This window comes from Actinomyces succiniciruminis (assembly GCF_900002405.1).
Classification (GTDB): domain Bacteria; phylum Actinomycetota; class Actinomycetes; order Actinomycetales; family Actinomycetaceae; genus Actinomyces; species Actinomyces succiniciruminis.
In genome coordinates, this window is the sequence record NZ_LK995517.1 from 55,841 (window position 1) to 71,003 (window position 15,163).

Genomic DNA, 15,163 nt, shown 5'->3' on the forward strand with positions numbered 1-15,163 from the left:
AAATAGAACGTCAGCTCGACACCGCGTTATCAAAATAAGGATAGTCTCGGAAGTTGTTACATTGTCGCATGATTCTGGTGACCGCAGGAGTGTAGCTATGAACCCCGGGATTCTTATGGGCATTGTTGTGAATGTACTGTTCGGCGCGCTGTTCGTCGCAGCGATTGCGCTTCCCTGGACGCGGCTCGGACATGGTGCCGGCCGTGGCGCCAGAGTCTTGGCAACCGTGGTCGCGGCGATCATGGTCGGCACTGCCTGGTCGTACACGCTTGCGGACGTTCAGACCACCGGACCCGGCGGCGGCGCGGTGTGGTGCGGAAGCAGCTGTGCATTCATGTTGGACCCGCGGCTTCAGGAGTTCGAGGGGCTGCCGTACGAGTGCATTGTCCACAGCTGGATCGCCGTGGCCGTGCTGTTCGCCCTTGCTGTCGCGGTGCTAATGGCACAGCGTTACGTATTGCGCCTGGTTGCCCGTCGACGGCGTCATTGAATGCCGCTTCCCCAGCGCGGGCCGCGGGCGGGTCGCAGGTTCGGCCTCAGACGGTCTCGGCGGCGCCGAGATACTCCAGCCAGCGCTCGTAGTGATCCAGGACGTCGTGGGCGACCTGCTCGCGCGACCAGTCCATCACGTCGTAGCCCTGACCGCCGCCGCGGGGACGCACCTCCAGGCGGACGGTGAGGTCGTCGGCCTCGTGGACCACCACGCCGAAGGCCGGCACCGGCGCCTGCACCATGCGTACCGCGTACCGGAAGTGGGAGCCGGTGCGGCGCTCGCCCTGCGTCTCGGTCGCCTGCGCCAGCGTGGGCGGGGGCGTGACCACGAGGGTGGCCGAACCCAGGAAGTTGCGCTCGTCGTCGGGATCCTGCGCCTCGGGGCCGGCGACGACGACCTCGGCCACCATATCCTCCTTGCGCAGCTCGTCGGCGACCGCTTCCAGGGCCGGAACGACGCGGTTGGACATGGCGCGCTGGGCGCGGGCCGGGGAGACGACGTCGAAGGTGTGCGACAGCCGGTCGCGCCAGGGAATCCGGTTCATGCCGGCGGCGGTGCCCGTGGCCCCCAGCAGCCGGTTGCGGTTGGCGATGCCGCGGGCCTGCTCGCGGGTGGCCTCGGTACGCATGGCGCGCCACAGCCCCGCCATGACGGCGATGACCACGAAGGAGAATGGCAGAGCCATGACGATGGTGGCCTGCTGCAGGATGGGGATGCCGCCGGCCACGAGCATGGCGATGGTGAGCACGCCGGTCAGGGCGGCCCAGAAGATGCGCAGCCAGGCGGGGGCGTCCTGCGGGTCACCGTGGTAGGTCGGCAGCGCGCGGCTGGACAGGTTGGCCATGACCAGGGCGCCGGAGTCTGCGCTGGTGACGTAGAACAGGATTCCGATGAACAGGGACAGTGCGATCAGGAACTTCCCTCCGGGCAGGTAGCTGAGCAGCGTGTACAGCCCCTGTTCCGGCTGCTCCACCGTCAGCTCGGCGAAGTCGAGGTTGCCCGAGCGGATCAGGTCCAGGGCGCTGTTGCCGAAGATCGACACCCACATGGTGACGTAGGAGAAGGGCAGTACCAGGGAGCCGACCACGAACTCGCGCACGGTACGGCCGCGCGAGATGCGCGCCAGGAACATGCCGACGAAGGCGGCCCAGGTGATCCACCAGGCCCAGAAGAACAGTGTCCAGCTGTTGAGCCACTCGGTGGGACGGTCGTAGGCGTAGGTCTCCAGAGTCAGGCCGGGGAAGTGGGTGACGAAGTCGCCGATATTGCCGACCAGGGCGTCGATCAGGAAGGCGGTGTTCCCGGTCAGCAGCACCCACAGGGCCAGTCCGACAGCGAGCAGCACGTTGATGTTGGACAGCACGCGCACGCCCCGGTCGACGCCGGAAACGGCGGAGACGGTGGCCATGATGACGCTCAGTGCGATCAGGCCGATCTGGGTGGCGGTCCCCTGCGGGAGGCCGAACAGGATGGTGAGGGCGACGTTCAACTGGACGACGCCCACACCGAGCGAGGCGGAGATGCCGACGGCCCCACCCACCAGGGCGGCGGCGTCGACGACGTCGCCGAGCAGGCCGTCCACGCGGTCGCCGAGCAGCGGCCGCAGGGTGGAGCGTACGGCCAGCGGCTGGTGCCGCCGGTAGGCGAAGTAGCCCAGTGCCATACCGAGGATCGAGTACAGGCCCCAGCCGCTGATGCCGTAGTGGAGCAGGGTGAGCACGATGCCGTTGCGTGCCGCCTCGACGGTCTGGGCGTCACCGGTCGGCGGGTTCATGTATTGGGCCACCGGCTCGGCGACCGCGTAGAACATGATTCCCGTCCCCACACCTGCGGCGAAGAGCATGGCGGCCCAGGAGAAGGTGGAGAAGTCCGGGGTGGAGTTGTCCGGTCCCAGGCGGATCTTCCCGAACTTCGACAACGCCAGGACGATCACGAACAGCAACGCGGCCGTTACCAACAGGATGTAGAAGGAGCCGAACCAGCGTCCGGCCCAGGACACAGCGGCATTGAAGGCGGCGGAGACCGTCTCTGGAGCGATGATGGCGGCGCCGGTGATGGAGGCGATAATCGCCGCCGAGACGACGAAGACCACCGTGTTCAGACGGCGTTGTTCAGGGGCTTCGGATGTTGCTGGTGTCGTCTGATTGCTGAGTGAATCAGGCACTGGCACTCCTCGATGCATTGGGGATGCACTGGTGATGCGTGGGCGCGCACACGGCCACGTGCAAAAGGCCATGGCGGCGTTTACAGGATTGTGAATCTTTCAGGGATCCCGCGGATTGGCAAGCGAAAGCCGCCGAAATGCGGGTGGCGGGGGGACTTGACGGCCGCATGAGGTCGGGGATAAACGGGTGTCGGCGAGATTCTTCCCACATTTCCCTTCCGCGCCTCACGGACCGCCCGATGTTGCGGTGTTTTCGAGCCGTCGAGTAGGACTTTGGTCCGGCCGTGTCCGGGTGACGGGAGGAGGGGTGGACTGTGGCAGGGTGGGGGCGTGAGTCTTCCCGGTCTGCTCCGCGAGCGCTACGACGCCGCCATGTGCCGCGCGCTGGAACTCGCGCGGCATGCAGGCGCGTCCGGGGAGGTGCCGGTGGGCGCCGTCGTCCTGTCCGGGGAGGGAGCGGTAATTGCTGAGGCCGCCAACGCGCGAGAGGCGGAGCATGATCCGACGGCGCACGCCGAGATTCGGGCCCTGCGGGCGGCGGGCGTGGCGCTGGGACAGTCCCACCTGGACGGCTGCACTCTGGTGGTGACCCTCGAGCCGTGCACCATGTGTGCCGGGGCCGCGCAGTTGGCCCGCCTGGAGCGGGTGGTGCTGGGGGCCTGGGAGCCGAAGACCGGGGCGTGCGGAAGCGTGCGCGACGTCCTGCGCGATCCGCGCGCCAACCACCGGGTGGAGGTGGTGGCGGGACTGCGTGAGCAGGAGGCCCAGGCGCTACTGCGGGACTTCTTCGCCAGTCGACGGCCCGGCCAGTCGGAGTAGTGAGCGCCTCCGCGCCGCCGTGAGCGACCTCGCAGGCCGCGGGGGCTGGGCATCGGGCGGCACGGCGTGTAACCTGTCCATCTGCTAGGTAGCGTGTCCGAGCGGCCGAAGGTGCAGATCTCGAAAGTCTGTGTGGTTCATAGCCACCCTGGGTTCGAATCCCAGCGCTACCGCCAAACAGATCCCCGGAATCCAGGCGAAAAGTCGGAGTCCGGGGATCTTTTCATGTCGCGGTGGGGTCCCAGTGGGTACAGCGGAACGAGCGTCGCCCGGGTGCGGGCCTAGGTCCGCGCGGCGGGCGGCGTGACCGCTAGTGCCCTGGAGCCACGCACACGCGTTTGTGTCAGGAACACGAGTTTCGGAGCTTTGCACGTGCCCTGCACCCACCAACCTCCAAGACTCGTGTCTTTGCGGGGAACTCGTGTACGAGCTGCGGTGTACCAGACGCACGCCCGGGTGCGGACTCGCAAGGGCCGACCTGCCCCGCCCGCCGTTGTCCGCACAACCTCGGGTGTCCTGCCAGGGCCTGGTTCGGCGTCGTCGTCAAGCCATAAAGTCCGGACTATGCCCGCGACGAAACCGCCCGTGCACCCGGCCGACTCCGAAGACGCGTCGATCCGGCTGTACCGCCTACTCTGCGATGCCATGGTTGCGGCGGACACGGCCGCCATCGACGCCCTGCTCACCGAGGACTGCGTCCTGACCCATATGACCGGCTACCCCCAGCCCAAGGTCGAGTGGCTGTCCGACATCCGCGATGGAACCCTGACCTACCACTCCTCGCAGCTCGTCTCCGCCGAGCCCGACACCATCGACGCCTTCCCCGTGGTGCGCGGTCGCTCCCGCACCAACGCGACGGTCTGGGGCGTGCGCGGCACCTGGAACCTGCAAATCGTCGGGTACGTCGTCCCGGATCCCGCCGCCAGCACCGCGCGCAACCCAACCGGTTGGCGCTTCAGCCGCCTGGACGCCAGCCGTTTCTAGACGGTGTCATGAAATGCACCGCTTAACGCCCAGCCGTTGTCGCATCTGCCGACTCGCTCGCGGCGACACGCGGTTAGTCGTCACTTGACGGCGGTCGGCGCTCGGAAAGTGGTGCATTTGGTGACAAGGGCTAGGTCCAGAAACGAAGGGACGCCGCTAGTTCGGGCGTCGCCCGGTGCCGCGGATGGCCGGCGCTGTCCACGGGTCCTCCGGCCACGCGTGCTTGGGGTAGCGTCCGCGCAGCTCGGCCCGCACCTGTGGGTAGCCCTGCTGCCAGAAGGAGCGCAGGTCATCGGTGATCGCCACCGGCCGCCGCGCCGGCGACAGCAGATGAATGACCACGCTCACGCGCCCGTCGACGATCCGCGGGGTGTCCGCCCAGCCGAAGCACTCCTGCACCCGCACCGCCAGCACCGGACGTTCCAGCGCCTCGCCCCGCTCACCCACATAGTCCACGCGCACCTGCGAGCCCGACGGCACCTGCAGTCGCTCCGGCACCAACTCGTCCAGTCGCGCGGCCGCCGGCCAGGGCAGCAGGGCACGCAGGCACGCCGTTATGTCCAGTCGACTCAGGTCGAAGCGCCCGCCGGACCTGGCCGCCAGCGCCTTTACGTCCGGAATCAGCCACTCGTCGGCGCGTTGTAGGAGCGCGGCGTCGTCGACCGCGGGCCAGGGCTCGCCCAGTGTCCGGTGCAGTAGCGCCAAGCGCGCCCGCAGCTCGGCGGCACCACGCCAGGGCAGCACTCCGAGCCCTTCGCCGCGGCACCGTTCGACGATGGCGTCCGCCACCTGCGCCGGTGTCGGCGCCCCATCGGAAACGGATGCCAGCTGAATCGCGCCCAGACGGCGCACCCGTTCCACCCGCAGCCGGTCTCCATCCCAGCGGGTGTGCGCGTCCTCGGACAGCCAGGCGTCGGCCACCGCCAGCGCGAGCGCTTCGTCGATCGGTGCGGCCGCCCGGATCGTCGCCTCGGCGGTTCCCGGGGCGCGGTCTACGTCGGCCACCGCCAGCCACTCCGCCGCGGCCAACGGTGAGTCCGCGGGCAGTCGCAGCCCGGTCCCGCCGACGCTGGCGTAGCTGGCCGGACGCCCCGCGCCGGGCACGGGGCCGCGACCGCGGGCGATCCACTCCGGGTGGGCCAATGCCGCAACCAGCCCGACGGCATCGGCCGCACTCGGACCGACCAAGCCGCCTAAGCCGGTGGCGGGGTCGTCGGCCGGCTTCGTGCCGGCCCCGCTGCGGTCGGCGCCAGGTTGGGTGGCGGTGGCAGGCGGGTCGGCGTGTCTCCCGGCCGGGTGTCGGCGTGCAGCCTGCTCCAGACGTCGGGCCTCAACCCGCCAGGCCCGCTCCTGCGGGCCACGGCGGACGCTGCGCGCCAGCGCGGCCAGGTCGGCCTGGGGCGCACGCAGGTCGGCGGTCAGCAGCGCGGTCGCCTCGGCGGCACGGCGCAGGCCGATCACCTCGGCGGCGCCCAGCAGGGCGCGGGCCGGACGCACTTCGGCGGGGACGGCGGCCACGGCGCGGCCCAGCCCGGTCACGGCGTCGCCGTCGAGCAGACCCAGGCGTTCAAGCGAGTCGGTGGCGGCCGCCAGCGCGGGGCCGGGCGGCGGGTCGATCCAGGCCAGGCCTTCGCCGCCGGGCACGCCCCAGGCGGCCAGCTCCAACGCGGTGCGGGTCAGGTCCGCGATGAGGATCTCCGGGGTCGGTGCCGGTGCGGCCCGCGCCCAGTCCACCTGCGTGCAACAGCGGTAGACGACGCCCGGCCCGGTGCGCGCCGCCCGCCCGGCCCGCTGGGTCCCGGCCGCCCGGGACTCCCCGACCGTCACCAGCCCGGACATGCCGCGCGCCACGTCCAGGCGCGGCTCGCGGGCGAGGGTGGCGTCCACGACGATGCGTACGCCCGGCACCGTCAGGGAGGACTCGGCCACGTCGGTGGACACGATCACCCGCCGCACACCGGCCGACGGCGTCAGTGCGGCGTCCTGCGCCGGGCTGGGTAGACGCCCGTGCAGCGGCAGCACCTGAACGGCGGCCGCCGAGCTCCCGGCCCCGGGCCCGGGCCCGCCGCCCTGGACGGCCTCGCGCAGCCGGGTGACGACGTCGTCGACCTCGCGGGCACCGGGCAGAAAGACCAGCACGTCCCCCTCCCGCTCGGCCAGTGCGCGCATCACCGTGGCGGCCACGTGCGCGAGGAACTGGCGCGGCACCCCGCGCGGGCCGAGCCGGGAGGTGCCCGACGGCGGTGGCGCCCAGATCTCCTCGAGCGGATACAGCACACCGGGCACCTCAACCACCGGTGCCGGAGCGGTGACGCCGCCGAGCAGGCCGGGCAGGCGCCTCAGGTCGGGAGTGGCGGACATGGCGACCACCGCCAGGTCCTCCCGCAGGGCGACGCGCGCGTCCAGCAGGAGCGCCAGCAGCAGGTCCGACTCCAGGGAGCGCTCGTGCACCTCGTCCAGGACCACCGCGGCCACACCGGGCAGCTCCGGGTCGCCCTGCAGGCGGCGCAGCAGCAATCCGGCGGTGACCACCTCGATGCGGGTACGGGCCGAGCTCCGGTGCTCCCCGCGCACCGCGTAGCCGACCGTCTCGCCGACCTCCTCGCCCAACAGTGATGCGAGGCAGCGGGCGGCGGCCCGGGCGGCCACGCGCCGCGGTTGGGTGACGATCACGCGCCCGGGGGAGGGGACGGCGTCAGGATGGGTGAGGACGTCGGCGACCAGCAGTGGCACCAGTGTGGTCTTGCCGGTTCCCGGCGGGGCGGTGACCACAACAGTCGGTGCGTGTGGGGGTTCGCCGGGGGAGACGTTGGCGGTGGCCGGCGCGACGTCGGCGTCAGAGGCGGTGTCGGTGCCGGGGCGCTCCCCCAGCAGGAGTGCGCGGAGCCCGGGCATTGCGGCGACGACGGGCAGGTCCGGCGGGTCGGCCAGGAGTCGGGCGACGGGGTCCGCGGTCTGCTTCACCCGCCCATCATGCCCGCACCGCGTTACCCACATGCCCTCACGCTCGGCCCGCCTACCCACCGCCCACGGGATGGCGGGTACTGGGGCGGGATGCACCCGGGGCGTCCAGATGTGGCGGCGCCCGCCGTCTACTACGCCGGTCGGACGTTAACAACGCTACTTAACGGTCTGCTGTATACCCCAGGAGCCTTCAGCAAACCGTTAACAGGCGTTGTTAACCCCGAAGTGGCGTTGCAGACGCTGAAGTGGCGTAGCAGGCGGCCCCGCCTCCGGGCGAGGGGATGCCGGCAACCGCCTCGGGCGCGGGTATGCCGGCGGCGACTCGGGCACGGCGAACCGGTACGGCATGGGAGGTAAGCAAACTTGACGCGACCGCGGATGTAAAGCATGCTAGTCATGTCAAGGGTGCTGGACATTGGGTGTCGACTTTGACCGCGCGAGCGTGATGTCAGGCCCAAACGTATGAAAACCGATCCGAACGGAGACCCGCATGAACAGGTTGACTTTGCAAACGATGAGGACCCGTATGGCAGTGATCTTCGCCGCGGTGTTCCTGGTGGGCGTCGTCATTGCCGGCGCTTTCCCCGCTTCTCGCTCCTCCTTGCTCGGGATCTTCTTCGGACTGGTCGCAGGTAGTGCGGCGGTGGCAGCGGCCTATGGGCTTGTCCGCCGCCGGGTGCGGCACGGTGCGGGCGGTGCACCGTTGTCCATGGAGAGCCCCGCGATGGTTGGTCTATGGACATCCCTGCTCCCGATTGGCATGGGCCTGAGCGTGGTGGCTCAGAGGATTGAGTCGGATGCCGGGGGTCTGGTGCTCGGGGCCGCGGCAATCGTGGTGCTTCTTGCCAGCGTCGCCGGCAATGCGACAGTCATTGCCGCCCGGGGCCGGGCGGCCGGAAAAGGGGAGGCGTGAACCGGCTTTGCCGCGGTAGGCTCGACCGCTCCCGCGGCGGCCGGCCGCGATCCCGGACCACGGTGAGTCCCGTCGTGCGCGATGCCGTCCACCACCGGGCTCTTCGTTACCATCGTGCTGGAGCTATAGAGGAGTCAACGATGGAGAACGACGTGCGCGCCCTGCGTGAGGCCAAGGGCCTCACCCAGGCGCAGCTGGGCGAGGCCGTCGGCGTGTCCCGCCAGTCCATCAACTCCATTGAGAAGGGCCGCTACGACCCGTCCCTGCCGCTGGCCATTGCCATCGCCCGCTACTTCGGCAAAACAGTCGAGGAGATCTTCCATGCCTGACCTGCCCGACGACGCCAGCACGCCCGCCGCCGACACCCCCGACGACCGCAATGCGCCGGAAGGCGATGACGCACGCACCCCCGCGGCGAGTAACCCGCAGTCGGCCAAGGCAGCCCGTCGACGTAAGGTGCGGATGCTCGCCATGGCCTGCTCCGCCGTTCTGCTGATAATCCTCACGTTCGCTTGGCTGCGCGATCCCGAGCACCGTGAGGCGGAGCCCCTGAGCGGCTACCTAACCGGTGTGACTATGGCGATCTTCGCCTTCTGGCTGATCGGCTGGTGGGTGCGGCGGCGTGGCGGCAGCTCCTACTCACGCGCGCTCGACGGCACCCAGGACGAGCGCGACGAGCTCATCTGGAAGTCGGCCTGGGCGTTGACCGGCAAGGTGGACTGGATCTTGGTCCTGGGCGCGGTGATCGTCGCATTATTCGGTGTTGAGCTGGAGCTGGGCACGGCCGCCATCATCGCCTTGTGGGTCAACATCATCGCCCTGTACGGCTCGCGTTTCTACTTCGAGCGCACCATGTAGCGGCGAACGCCCGGTTCGCCCGGCGCACCTGTGGCACGGTTTCATCCTCAGGGCGGAGCCTGATGCCAGGCGGGCCGGGTAGGCTCTCCGGTTGGACGAGCAAGACGCACGCGACAAGCAAGAGGGAGCACCCGTGGCCACACAGCCCGCAGCCGGAGTATGGGACGAAGACCCCGATGGCGCCTCGATCGTCCTGGCCACTGGTCGGCAGCGCCACGACCTGCTGGTGGTTGCCGAGCCCTCGCTGCTCACCGAACTTGACGAGACCTGGGGGCGCCCGACCTCCCGCGTGCGCCTGTCCTTCCTGCCCGGTGTCTCCGCCCCCGCGGGCCCCGGCCAGGAGGACGCCCTGTACTCCTACGACCGCGGCGGTCGCGGCGTGCTGGTGGCCCGCGGCCACACCAGTCTTTTCGAGGGCAAGCCCGCCCGCCGCACCACCGGGCTGGCCCGCATCGCCCCCGGCGCCGGCGTGCGCGCCGCCCTGCTGGTCGGCCGCGCGGCGAGCCTCGGCGGCTCCGCCCCGGGCGACTTCCTCGCCGTCGGCGACCACCTGAACCTGACCGGCTCCCCGCTCTTCCCCGCCACCGCCCCGCTGGACGCGGCCTGGGACGCGGAATTGACGGCCGCCGTCGCCGAGCTCGACGGCGTGCGCGCCCCCGGCGTCGTCGCCCTCACCCCCGGCCCGGTGCGTCCGAGCCCCACCGAGGCGGGAGTGCTGGCGGCACTGGGCGCCGACGTCGTCGTCAATGACATGGTCGCCGAGGCCATGGCCCTGGCCTCACGCGGCGTGCGCGTGGCCGGGCTGGCCTACATCGACGCCACTGCCGACACGGCGCGCCGCACCCCGGGACGTCGCGCTGCCGCGCCGAGCGCCAGCGCCGCTTTCCAGCAGGCACCCGCCCCCGACGTCGTCCTCGCCGCGGCGGAGAAGCTGCTGGCCTCTTTGTAGCCGACACCAGCCGACGGGGTAGTGATACGCGAGACAAATGGGTGAACAGCCCCATGGCAGGAAATAGTCTCTGCCCGTGAAACCCTTCCTCATGCTGGCCGCCCGGGCCGACGACGAGCCGGCCGACGCCGAATACGAGGCCTTCCTGCTGCGCACCGGACTCGACGAGTCCTCCCTGATCCGCCACCGTCTCGAAGCCGAACCCATGCCGGAAATCGACCTGGCTGACTGGTCCGGCATTATCGTCGGCGGCTCCCCCTTCAACATCTCCACCCCGCAAGCGCGCAAGAGCCCGGTGCAACTGCGCGTCGAGGCCGAGTTGGACGAGCTGGTCACCCGTCTCCTGGACGCGGACTTCCCCTTCCTGGGGGCCTGCTACGGGCTGGGCCTGCTCACCCGCAACCAGGGCGGCGTCGTAGACGGCACCTACAAGGAGGAGGTCTCCTACCCGCAGGTGGAACTGACGGAGGCCGGGCGCGAAGACCCACTATGCGCGGGCATGCCGACCGCCTTCCCCGCCTTCGTGGCCCACACCGATGCCGTCACCGTTCCGCCCGCCGACGGGGTCGTGCTGGCCGGCTCGGCGTCCTGCCCCGTGCAACTGCTGCGGATGCGCACCAACCTGTACGCCACCCAGTTCCACCCCGAGCTGGACGGCAACTACCTGGCCCACCGCCTGTCCTTCTACGCCGGCCACGGCTACTTCGACGACAATCACCTGTCCGAGGTTCAGGAGGACGTGCGCCGCCAGGACGTGTCCGACTCCTGGAAGGTGCTGTCCAACTTCGTGGCGCGCTATTCCCGCTGAGGGGCTCCGTTCGGCCGGGGCGTAACCGGCGCTCGCGGGTGTACCGAGACGTGGACACCGCCTATGGCGCGGTGACAGGATGAAGCGATACCTGTGGGTGAACGCTCACGGATTCCCGAGTGCGAGGAGGCATCACCCGCCTTCGAGCACGGAAGAAGGTTCAATCATGTCCCGCATCGTCATTATCGGCGGCCACGGCAAGGTCGCCCTCCTACTCGCCCCGCTCCTGGTGGAGCGCGGCGACGACGTCGTCTCCCTCATCCGTGACCCGGCGCAGGCCGAGGACGTGGAGGCCACCGGGGCCACCCCCCTGGTCGTGTCCGTCGAGGACGCCAGCCAGCAGGAGCTCGCCGCGGCCTTCGACGGGGCCGACGCCGTGGTCTGGTCCGCCGGCGCCGGCGGCAAGGGCGGCCCCGAGCGCACCGAGGCCATCGACCGCGAGGCCGCCATCCGCTCCATGGAGGCCGCGAAGGCCGCCTCCGTGCCCCGCTACGTCATGGTCTCCTTCGCCGGCTCCCACGGTCAGGATCCGGTACCGGCCGATCACCCGCTGCGCACCTACGCCATGGCCAAGCTGGCCGCCGACCGTCACCTGGTCGCCTCCGGGCTGGAGTGGACGATCCTCGGGCCCGGCCTGCTGACGCTGGACGAGCCGACCGGCCGCATCGACGTCGGCCGCTTCGACGGCGGGTCGCAGGCGCCGACCTCGCGGGCGAATGTGGCCGCGGTGGTCGCCGCGGTGCTCGCCGAGCCCGCCACCGTTGGGAAGGTGATCCCCTTCCGCGACGGCGAAACCCCCATCGCCGAGGCGATTGCCGACGTCCCGGCCGAGTACGCCGACCTGGACAGCTGAGCCCGACCGAGCCGATCAGCCGACCCGGTGTGAAGTGTTGCCGCCCGCCGGCCTGTGCGTCAGGCCGGCGGGCGGCACGCATGCGGGGCGCATCCGCGCGCCCCCGGCGGCTCGGTTCAGCCGATGAGCCGATCGGCCAGCGGGGCGAGGAACTCGCTGACGCCGCCCTCCACGCGTACCGATGCCAGCCCGTCAGCCGCCGTCGGGCCGCGGTTGATGACCACCAGTTCGGCGCCGCTGGCCAGCGCCTGCTGCACGATCCACAAGCCCGTGAGCACCGCCAGGCTCGAGCCCGCCACCAGCACGACGTCGCAGTGCCGGGCCGCCTGCATCGCCTCATCCATGGCGGCCGGCAGACTCTCACCGAAGAAGACGATGTCCGGCTTGAGCAGGCCGCCGCACTCCTCGCAGCGCACCGCCTTGAAGTCGCACGCCTCGGCGGCCGCCCGGTCGGCCTCCGGGGTGATGGCCACGCGGGCCGGGTCGGTCTCGCGCGGGTAGTCGGGGTTCAATGCGGCCAGGCGCTCATCCAGGTCCGCGCGGGAGATCATGCGCCCGCAGCTCAGGCACACGACCCGGTCGTAGGCGCCGTGCAGCTCCCACACGGTGCGCTGCCCGGCGCGGGAGTGCAGCCGGTCGACGTTCTGCGTGGCCACGCCGGTCAGCAGGCCGGCCTCCTCCAGCCGGGCCAGCGCCACATGCCCCGGCGTCGGCGTCAGCGGCTCCAACAGCCGCCAGGTGGCGTGGTTGCGGGCCCACACCCACCGGTACCACACCGGGTCGGCGACGAACTGCTGGAAGTCCACCGGCTCCACGGGAGTGGTGCCCACGCCCCGGTAGTCGGGTATGCCGGAGTCGGTGGAGATGCCGGCGCCGGTGACGGCGAGCGTGCGGCGGCCGGCCATTACCTCAGCGACGGTTTCGAGTGCTGACTGCGTCACGGGTGGTCACGACCGATCCTTGAGTTTGAATGGTTGGGGTTGCTTACTCCTCGCGGGCGAAATGGCTCACGAAGTTGCGGATGACCTGGCCGGCCACGTGCTCCTGCGAGCTGCGGGCCTCCGCCAGGATGTTGTCCACCAGTCCCGGGTCTCCGTAGCCGGCGTCGGAGTAGACCGAGACGCGCTGGGCGAAGCGCTCGGCGTCGAGCTCCGGATTGAACTGGGTGCCGTAGACGCTCTTGCCGACCCGGATCATCTGCACCGGGCAGTCCGCCGAACTGGCCAGCAGGGTGGCGTGCGCCGGCACGTCGACCGCGCCCTCGTGGTGGCCGACGAAGGCGCTGAAGGTCTGCGGCATCCCCGCCAGCAGGGGGTCCTCGCGGCCCGCGGCGGTCAGGTACACGTCGGCGGTGCCGAGCGCCTCACCGAACTCGCGGGAGGTGGGGGTGCCCAGGTACCCGGCCAGTACCTCCAGTCCGAAGCCGGTGGCCAGCACGGGTACGCCCTCCTTCAGGGCGCGGGCCAGCAGCTCGCGCACCTGCTCCTCCACGCGCAACTGGGTGCGGGTCTTGGCCGATTCCGGCGTCGAGGTGTCGTAGGGACTACCGCCGATGAACACGCCGGAGACGTCCGTGGCGTCGAAGGAGCCGGACAGGTCAATCTCCTCCAGCAGGATGTGCTGGAGGTACTCCGGCTGCAGCCCGCCCTGGGCGAGGAAGGAGTCGTACTCGTTTTGCGCGGCTTCCAACTCAGGACGCGTCGAGACCATGATGAAGGGCTTCACGCGATTACCATACGGGGTTTCGTGAGTGTGGAGCGCAGCGCGTCCGGGTGGGCCGCCCCACCCGGCGGTGAGGATGTCCCGGACTGTCCGCGGGACACGGCCCGGCCGGGTAAGCGGCGTTCAGGTGGTCTGCGTGATCAGCCACCACAGCCATAGCCAGCCGACGGTGGTGGCGGCGCCGACGACGATCGCGAACCAGGCCTGTCCGTGGCCCGTGTCGTAACTGGCGCGCAGGCGTCGCAATGCGACGCAGCCCAGGATGAGGGCGATCAGGCCCAGGCCGGGGATGGGGCTGAGGATCGCGCATACCAGGGCGCCGACGGCGGTCGGGTCGGTGCGCTGCCGCGGGGCCTGGTATCCGGGACCGGCGAACACCTCGCGCGGGTTGAGTTGCTCGGTGCCCGGGAAGACGAAGCCGGGCGGCACGATCCGGGTGGGGGCGACGGCGTCGGGCTGCTCGGAGGTCATGACGCCATCGTGCCACGGACTGACGGGAGTGGCCGCGGGTTGCCTTCGCCTCGTCGTCGGGCGTGCCCGATCCGTACCCGGCCCGGATCGGGCCGTTTTGGTCATCAGCCTTCTTCGGCGGCCGCCGTCTCCTCGGGGGCGGTGGTGGCGGCGACGCAGCCGGCGGGGGCGGAGATGGTCTCCCCGGACTTGAGCTGGCCGATCTCCTCCGCGGACAGAATGCCGGTGGAGTACTGGTCGCCCAGCACCACGCTCACGGTGGGGTCGTCGGCCTCCTGCGTCTCATCGATCTGCACGACCACGGTGCCGGTGAATGCCTGCCTGAGCGTGTAGGCGTTGGTCAGGCCGGCGGGGGAGGTGGTCAGCTGCACCTCGCCGGAGTAATCGCCCATGGGCCAATCGGCCGTGCTGTTCACGGTCAGGCCGGCGTCTCCCAGGGTGTCTGCGACGCCGCCGGCCAGGCCGGTGGTGTCGGTGCCGTTGTAGACGTTGACCGGGATCGAGGTGATGTCCACGGTGGTGGCGTCTGTGGGCGGGCAGGGCTGCACCAAGGATTCGGTGTCATCCTCGGCGGTGGAGAAGCCCGGATCGTAGATGGCCGGCAGCAAGCCGCTCCAGATCATGAGACATACGACGGTCAACACAGCCATCACCGCCAGCACACCGCCGATCACGATCGTCTGCCGGTGCTTGAGGCGGCGTCGGTACTCGGCGTAGGGGTCGGCGGAGGTGCTCACCCTCACAGGGTAGTGGACGGCCCGGGTCTGCGGGGCGCCGGCCAGGGACGGGATGCAATAGGAGGGGGAGGGCGCCTTGAATCCGCCGGTTCTGGGGGACTGGGCGGTGTGAACGAGACAAGTGAATGACCCCACAAAGGGCTGCCGCCCCCGGGTCCGCGCGGTAGTGTCATTTCGATAAACATCTATGCCGGTTTGTCTTTGCCGGAGTAAGAGGTGGGAGCTGATGACTGAATGGTCCTTCGAAGCGCAGATGCAGGCCGTCGAGGCGCTGTCTGACGCCTGCGCCCGCTGGATGCGCTCCGCCCACGTGGAGGAGATGTCCATCGAGGTCCAGGCCGTAGGCGCCCGCGCCGGCGTGCGCAGCCGTGCGCTGCGCTCCTCCGCGCTGATGCGGCGGGGCGACTGGGAGGACAACATCGTGCCCC

At 70.3% G+C, this 15,163-nt stretch carries 15 protein-coding genes, 1 tRNA gene and 1 pseudogene; 11 read left to right on the forward strand and 6 right to left on the reverse strand.

All coding sequences use genetic code 11. The annotated features are described in order from the left end of the window. The first annotated feature begins 97 nt into the window (after positions 1 to 97). Positions 98 to 490 carry a hypothetical protein gene (locus BN1056_RS09360; RefSeq protein ID WP_210580624.1) on the forward strand — a complete coding sequence of 131 codons (393 nt, stop codon included), beginning with the start codon at positions 98 to 100 and terminating at the stop codon, positions 488 to 490. 46 nt (positions 491 to 536) lie between these two features. Here BN1056_RS09360 and betT read toward each other — a convergent pair whose 3' ends face one another. After that, a complete protein-coding gene (gene betT, locus BN1056_RS09365) occupies positions 537 to 2,729 on the reverse strand; it encodes a choline BCCT transporter BetT (RefSeq protein WP_425306119.1) in 2,193 nt (730 codons plus the stop codon). Between the two features lie 300 nt (positions 2,730 to 3,029). Between betT and BN1056_RS09370 the strand changes: the two genes are divergently transcribed. From BN1056_RS09370 to BN1056_RS09380, 3 genes are all read left to right on the forward strand, one after another. Then, on the forward strand, positions 3,030 to 3,476 hold the full coding sequence (locus BN1056_RS09370; RefSeq protein ID WP_210580654.1) for a nucleoside deaminase: 447 nt from the start codon (positions 3,030 to 3,032) through the stop codon (positions 3,474 to 3,476). Positions 3,477 to 3,563: 87 nt separating this feature from the next. After that, positions 3,564 to 3,652 (forward strand) — tRNA-Ser (locus tag BN1056_RS09375). 388 nt (positions 3,653 to 4,040) lie between these two features. Beyond that, positions 4,041 to 4,460: a nuclear transport factor 2 family protein gene (locus BN1056_RS09380; RefSeq protein ID WP_210580627.1), complete on the forward strand. Its 420-nt coding sequence runs from the start codon at positions 4,041 to 4,043 to the stop codon at positions 4,458 to 4,460. A 156-nt stretch (positions 4,461 to 4,616) separates the two neighbouring features. On the opposite strand, the gene hrpB is transcribed toward BN1056_RS09380, so the two are convergent. Then, positions 4,617 to 7,424, reverse strand: a complete 2,808-nt coding sequence (hrpB, locus tag BN1056_RS09385) for an ATP-dependent helicase HrpB (RefSeq protein ID WP_244671623.1) — start codon at positions 7,422 to 7,424, stop codon at positions 4,617 to 4,619. 526 nt (positions 7,425 to 7,950) lie between these two features. On the opposite strand from hrpB, the gene BN1056_RS09390 reads away from it, so the two are divergent. From BN1056_RS09390 to BN1056_RS09415, 6 genes are all read left to right on the forward strand, one after another. Then, a complete protein-coding gene (locus BN1056_RS09390; protein WP_143233254.1) occupies positions 7,951 to 8,337 on the forward strand; it encodes a hypothetical protein in 387 nt (128 codons plus the stop codon). A gap of 140 nt (positions 8,338 to 8,477) precedes the next feature. Continuing rightward, the gene (locus tag BN1056_RS09395; RefSeq protein ID WP_086615267.1) at positions 8,478 to 8,666 is read left to right on the forward strand and encodes a helix-turn-helix transcriptional regulator; all 189 of its coding nucleotides are present in this window, start codon (positions 8,478 to 8,480) and stop codon (positions 8,664 to 8,666) included. Further along, positions 8,659 to 9,195 carry a hypothetical protein gene (locus BN1056_RS09400; RefSeq protein WP_210580631.1) on the forward strand — a complete coding sequence of 179 codons (537 nt, stop codon included), beginning with the start codon at positions 8,659 to 8,661 and terminating at the stop codon, positions 9,193 to 9,195. Before BN1056_RS09395 ends, BN1056_RS09400 begins: the two co-directional genes overlap by 8 nt. Before the next feature lie 133 nt (positions 9,196 to 9,328). After that, entirely contained in the window at positions 9,329 to 10,144 is an 816-nt protein-coding gene (locus BN1056_RS09405; protein WP_210580633.1) for a phosphorylase family protein, read from the forward strand. A gap of 76 nt (positions 10,145 to 10,220) precedes the next feature. Beyond that, positions 10,221 to 10,952 carry a glutamine amidotransferase gene (locus BN1056_RS09410; protein ID WP_210580635.1) on the forward strand — a complete coding sequence of 244 codons (732 nt, stop codon included), beginning with the start codon at positions 10,221 to 10,223 and terminating at the stop codon, positions 10,950 to 10,952. Between the two features lie 166 nt (positions 10,953 to 11,118). After that, positions 11,119 to 11,805, forward strand: coding sequence for an NAD(P)H-binding protein (locus BN1056_RS09415; protein WP_210580637.1), 687 nt, complete (start codon positions 11,119 to 11,121; stop codon positions 11,803 to 11,805). A gap of 116 nt (positions 11,806 to 11,921) precedes the next feature. On the opposite strand, the gene BN1056_RS09420 is transcribed toward BN1056_RS09415, so the two are convergent. The 4 genes from BN1056_RS09420 to BN1056_RS09435 form a co-directional block, all read right to left on the reverse strand. Next, the gene (locus BN1056_RS09420; protein WP_210580657.1) at positions 11,922 to 12,710 is read right to left on the reverse strand and encodes a Sir2 family NAD-dependent protein deacetylase; all 789 of its coding nucleotides are present in this window, start codon (positions 12,708 to 12,710) and stop codon (positions 11,922 to 11,924) included. Positions 12,711 to 12,789: 79 nt separating this feature from the next. Beyond that, the gene (locus tag BN1056_RS09425) at positions 12,790 to 13,530 is read right to left on the reverse strand and encodes a glutamine amidotransferase-related protein (RefSeq protein WP_073329542.1); all 741 of its coding nucleotides are present in this window, start codon (positions 13,528 to 13,530) and stop codon (positions 12,790 to 12,792) included. 120 nt (positions 13,531 to 13,650) lie between these two features. Then, positions 13,651 to 13,998 carry a DUF4190 domain-containing protein gene (locus tag BN1056_RS09430; protein ID WP_210580639.1) on the reverse strand — a complete coding sequence of 116 codons (348 nt, stop codon included), beginning with the start codon at positions 13,996 to 13,998 and terminating at the stop codon, positions 13,651 to 13,653. A 104-nt stretch (positions 13,999 to 14,102) separates the two neighbouring features. Next, positions 14,103 to 14,735 carry a LytR C-terminal domain-containing protein gene (locus tag BN1056_RS09435; RefSeq protein WP_244671624.1) on the reverse strand — a complete coding sequence of 211 codons (633 nt, stop codon included), beginning with the start codon at positions 14,733 to 14,735 and terminating at the stop codon, positions 14,103 to 14,105. A 226-nt stretch (positions 14,736 to 14,961) separates the two neighbouring features. Between BN1056_RS09435 and BN1056_RS09440 the strand changes: the two are divergent. Further along, positions 14,962 to 15,163: pseudogene (locus BN1056_RS09440) on the forward strand (hypothetical protein); the annotation flags it as partial.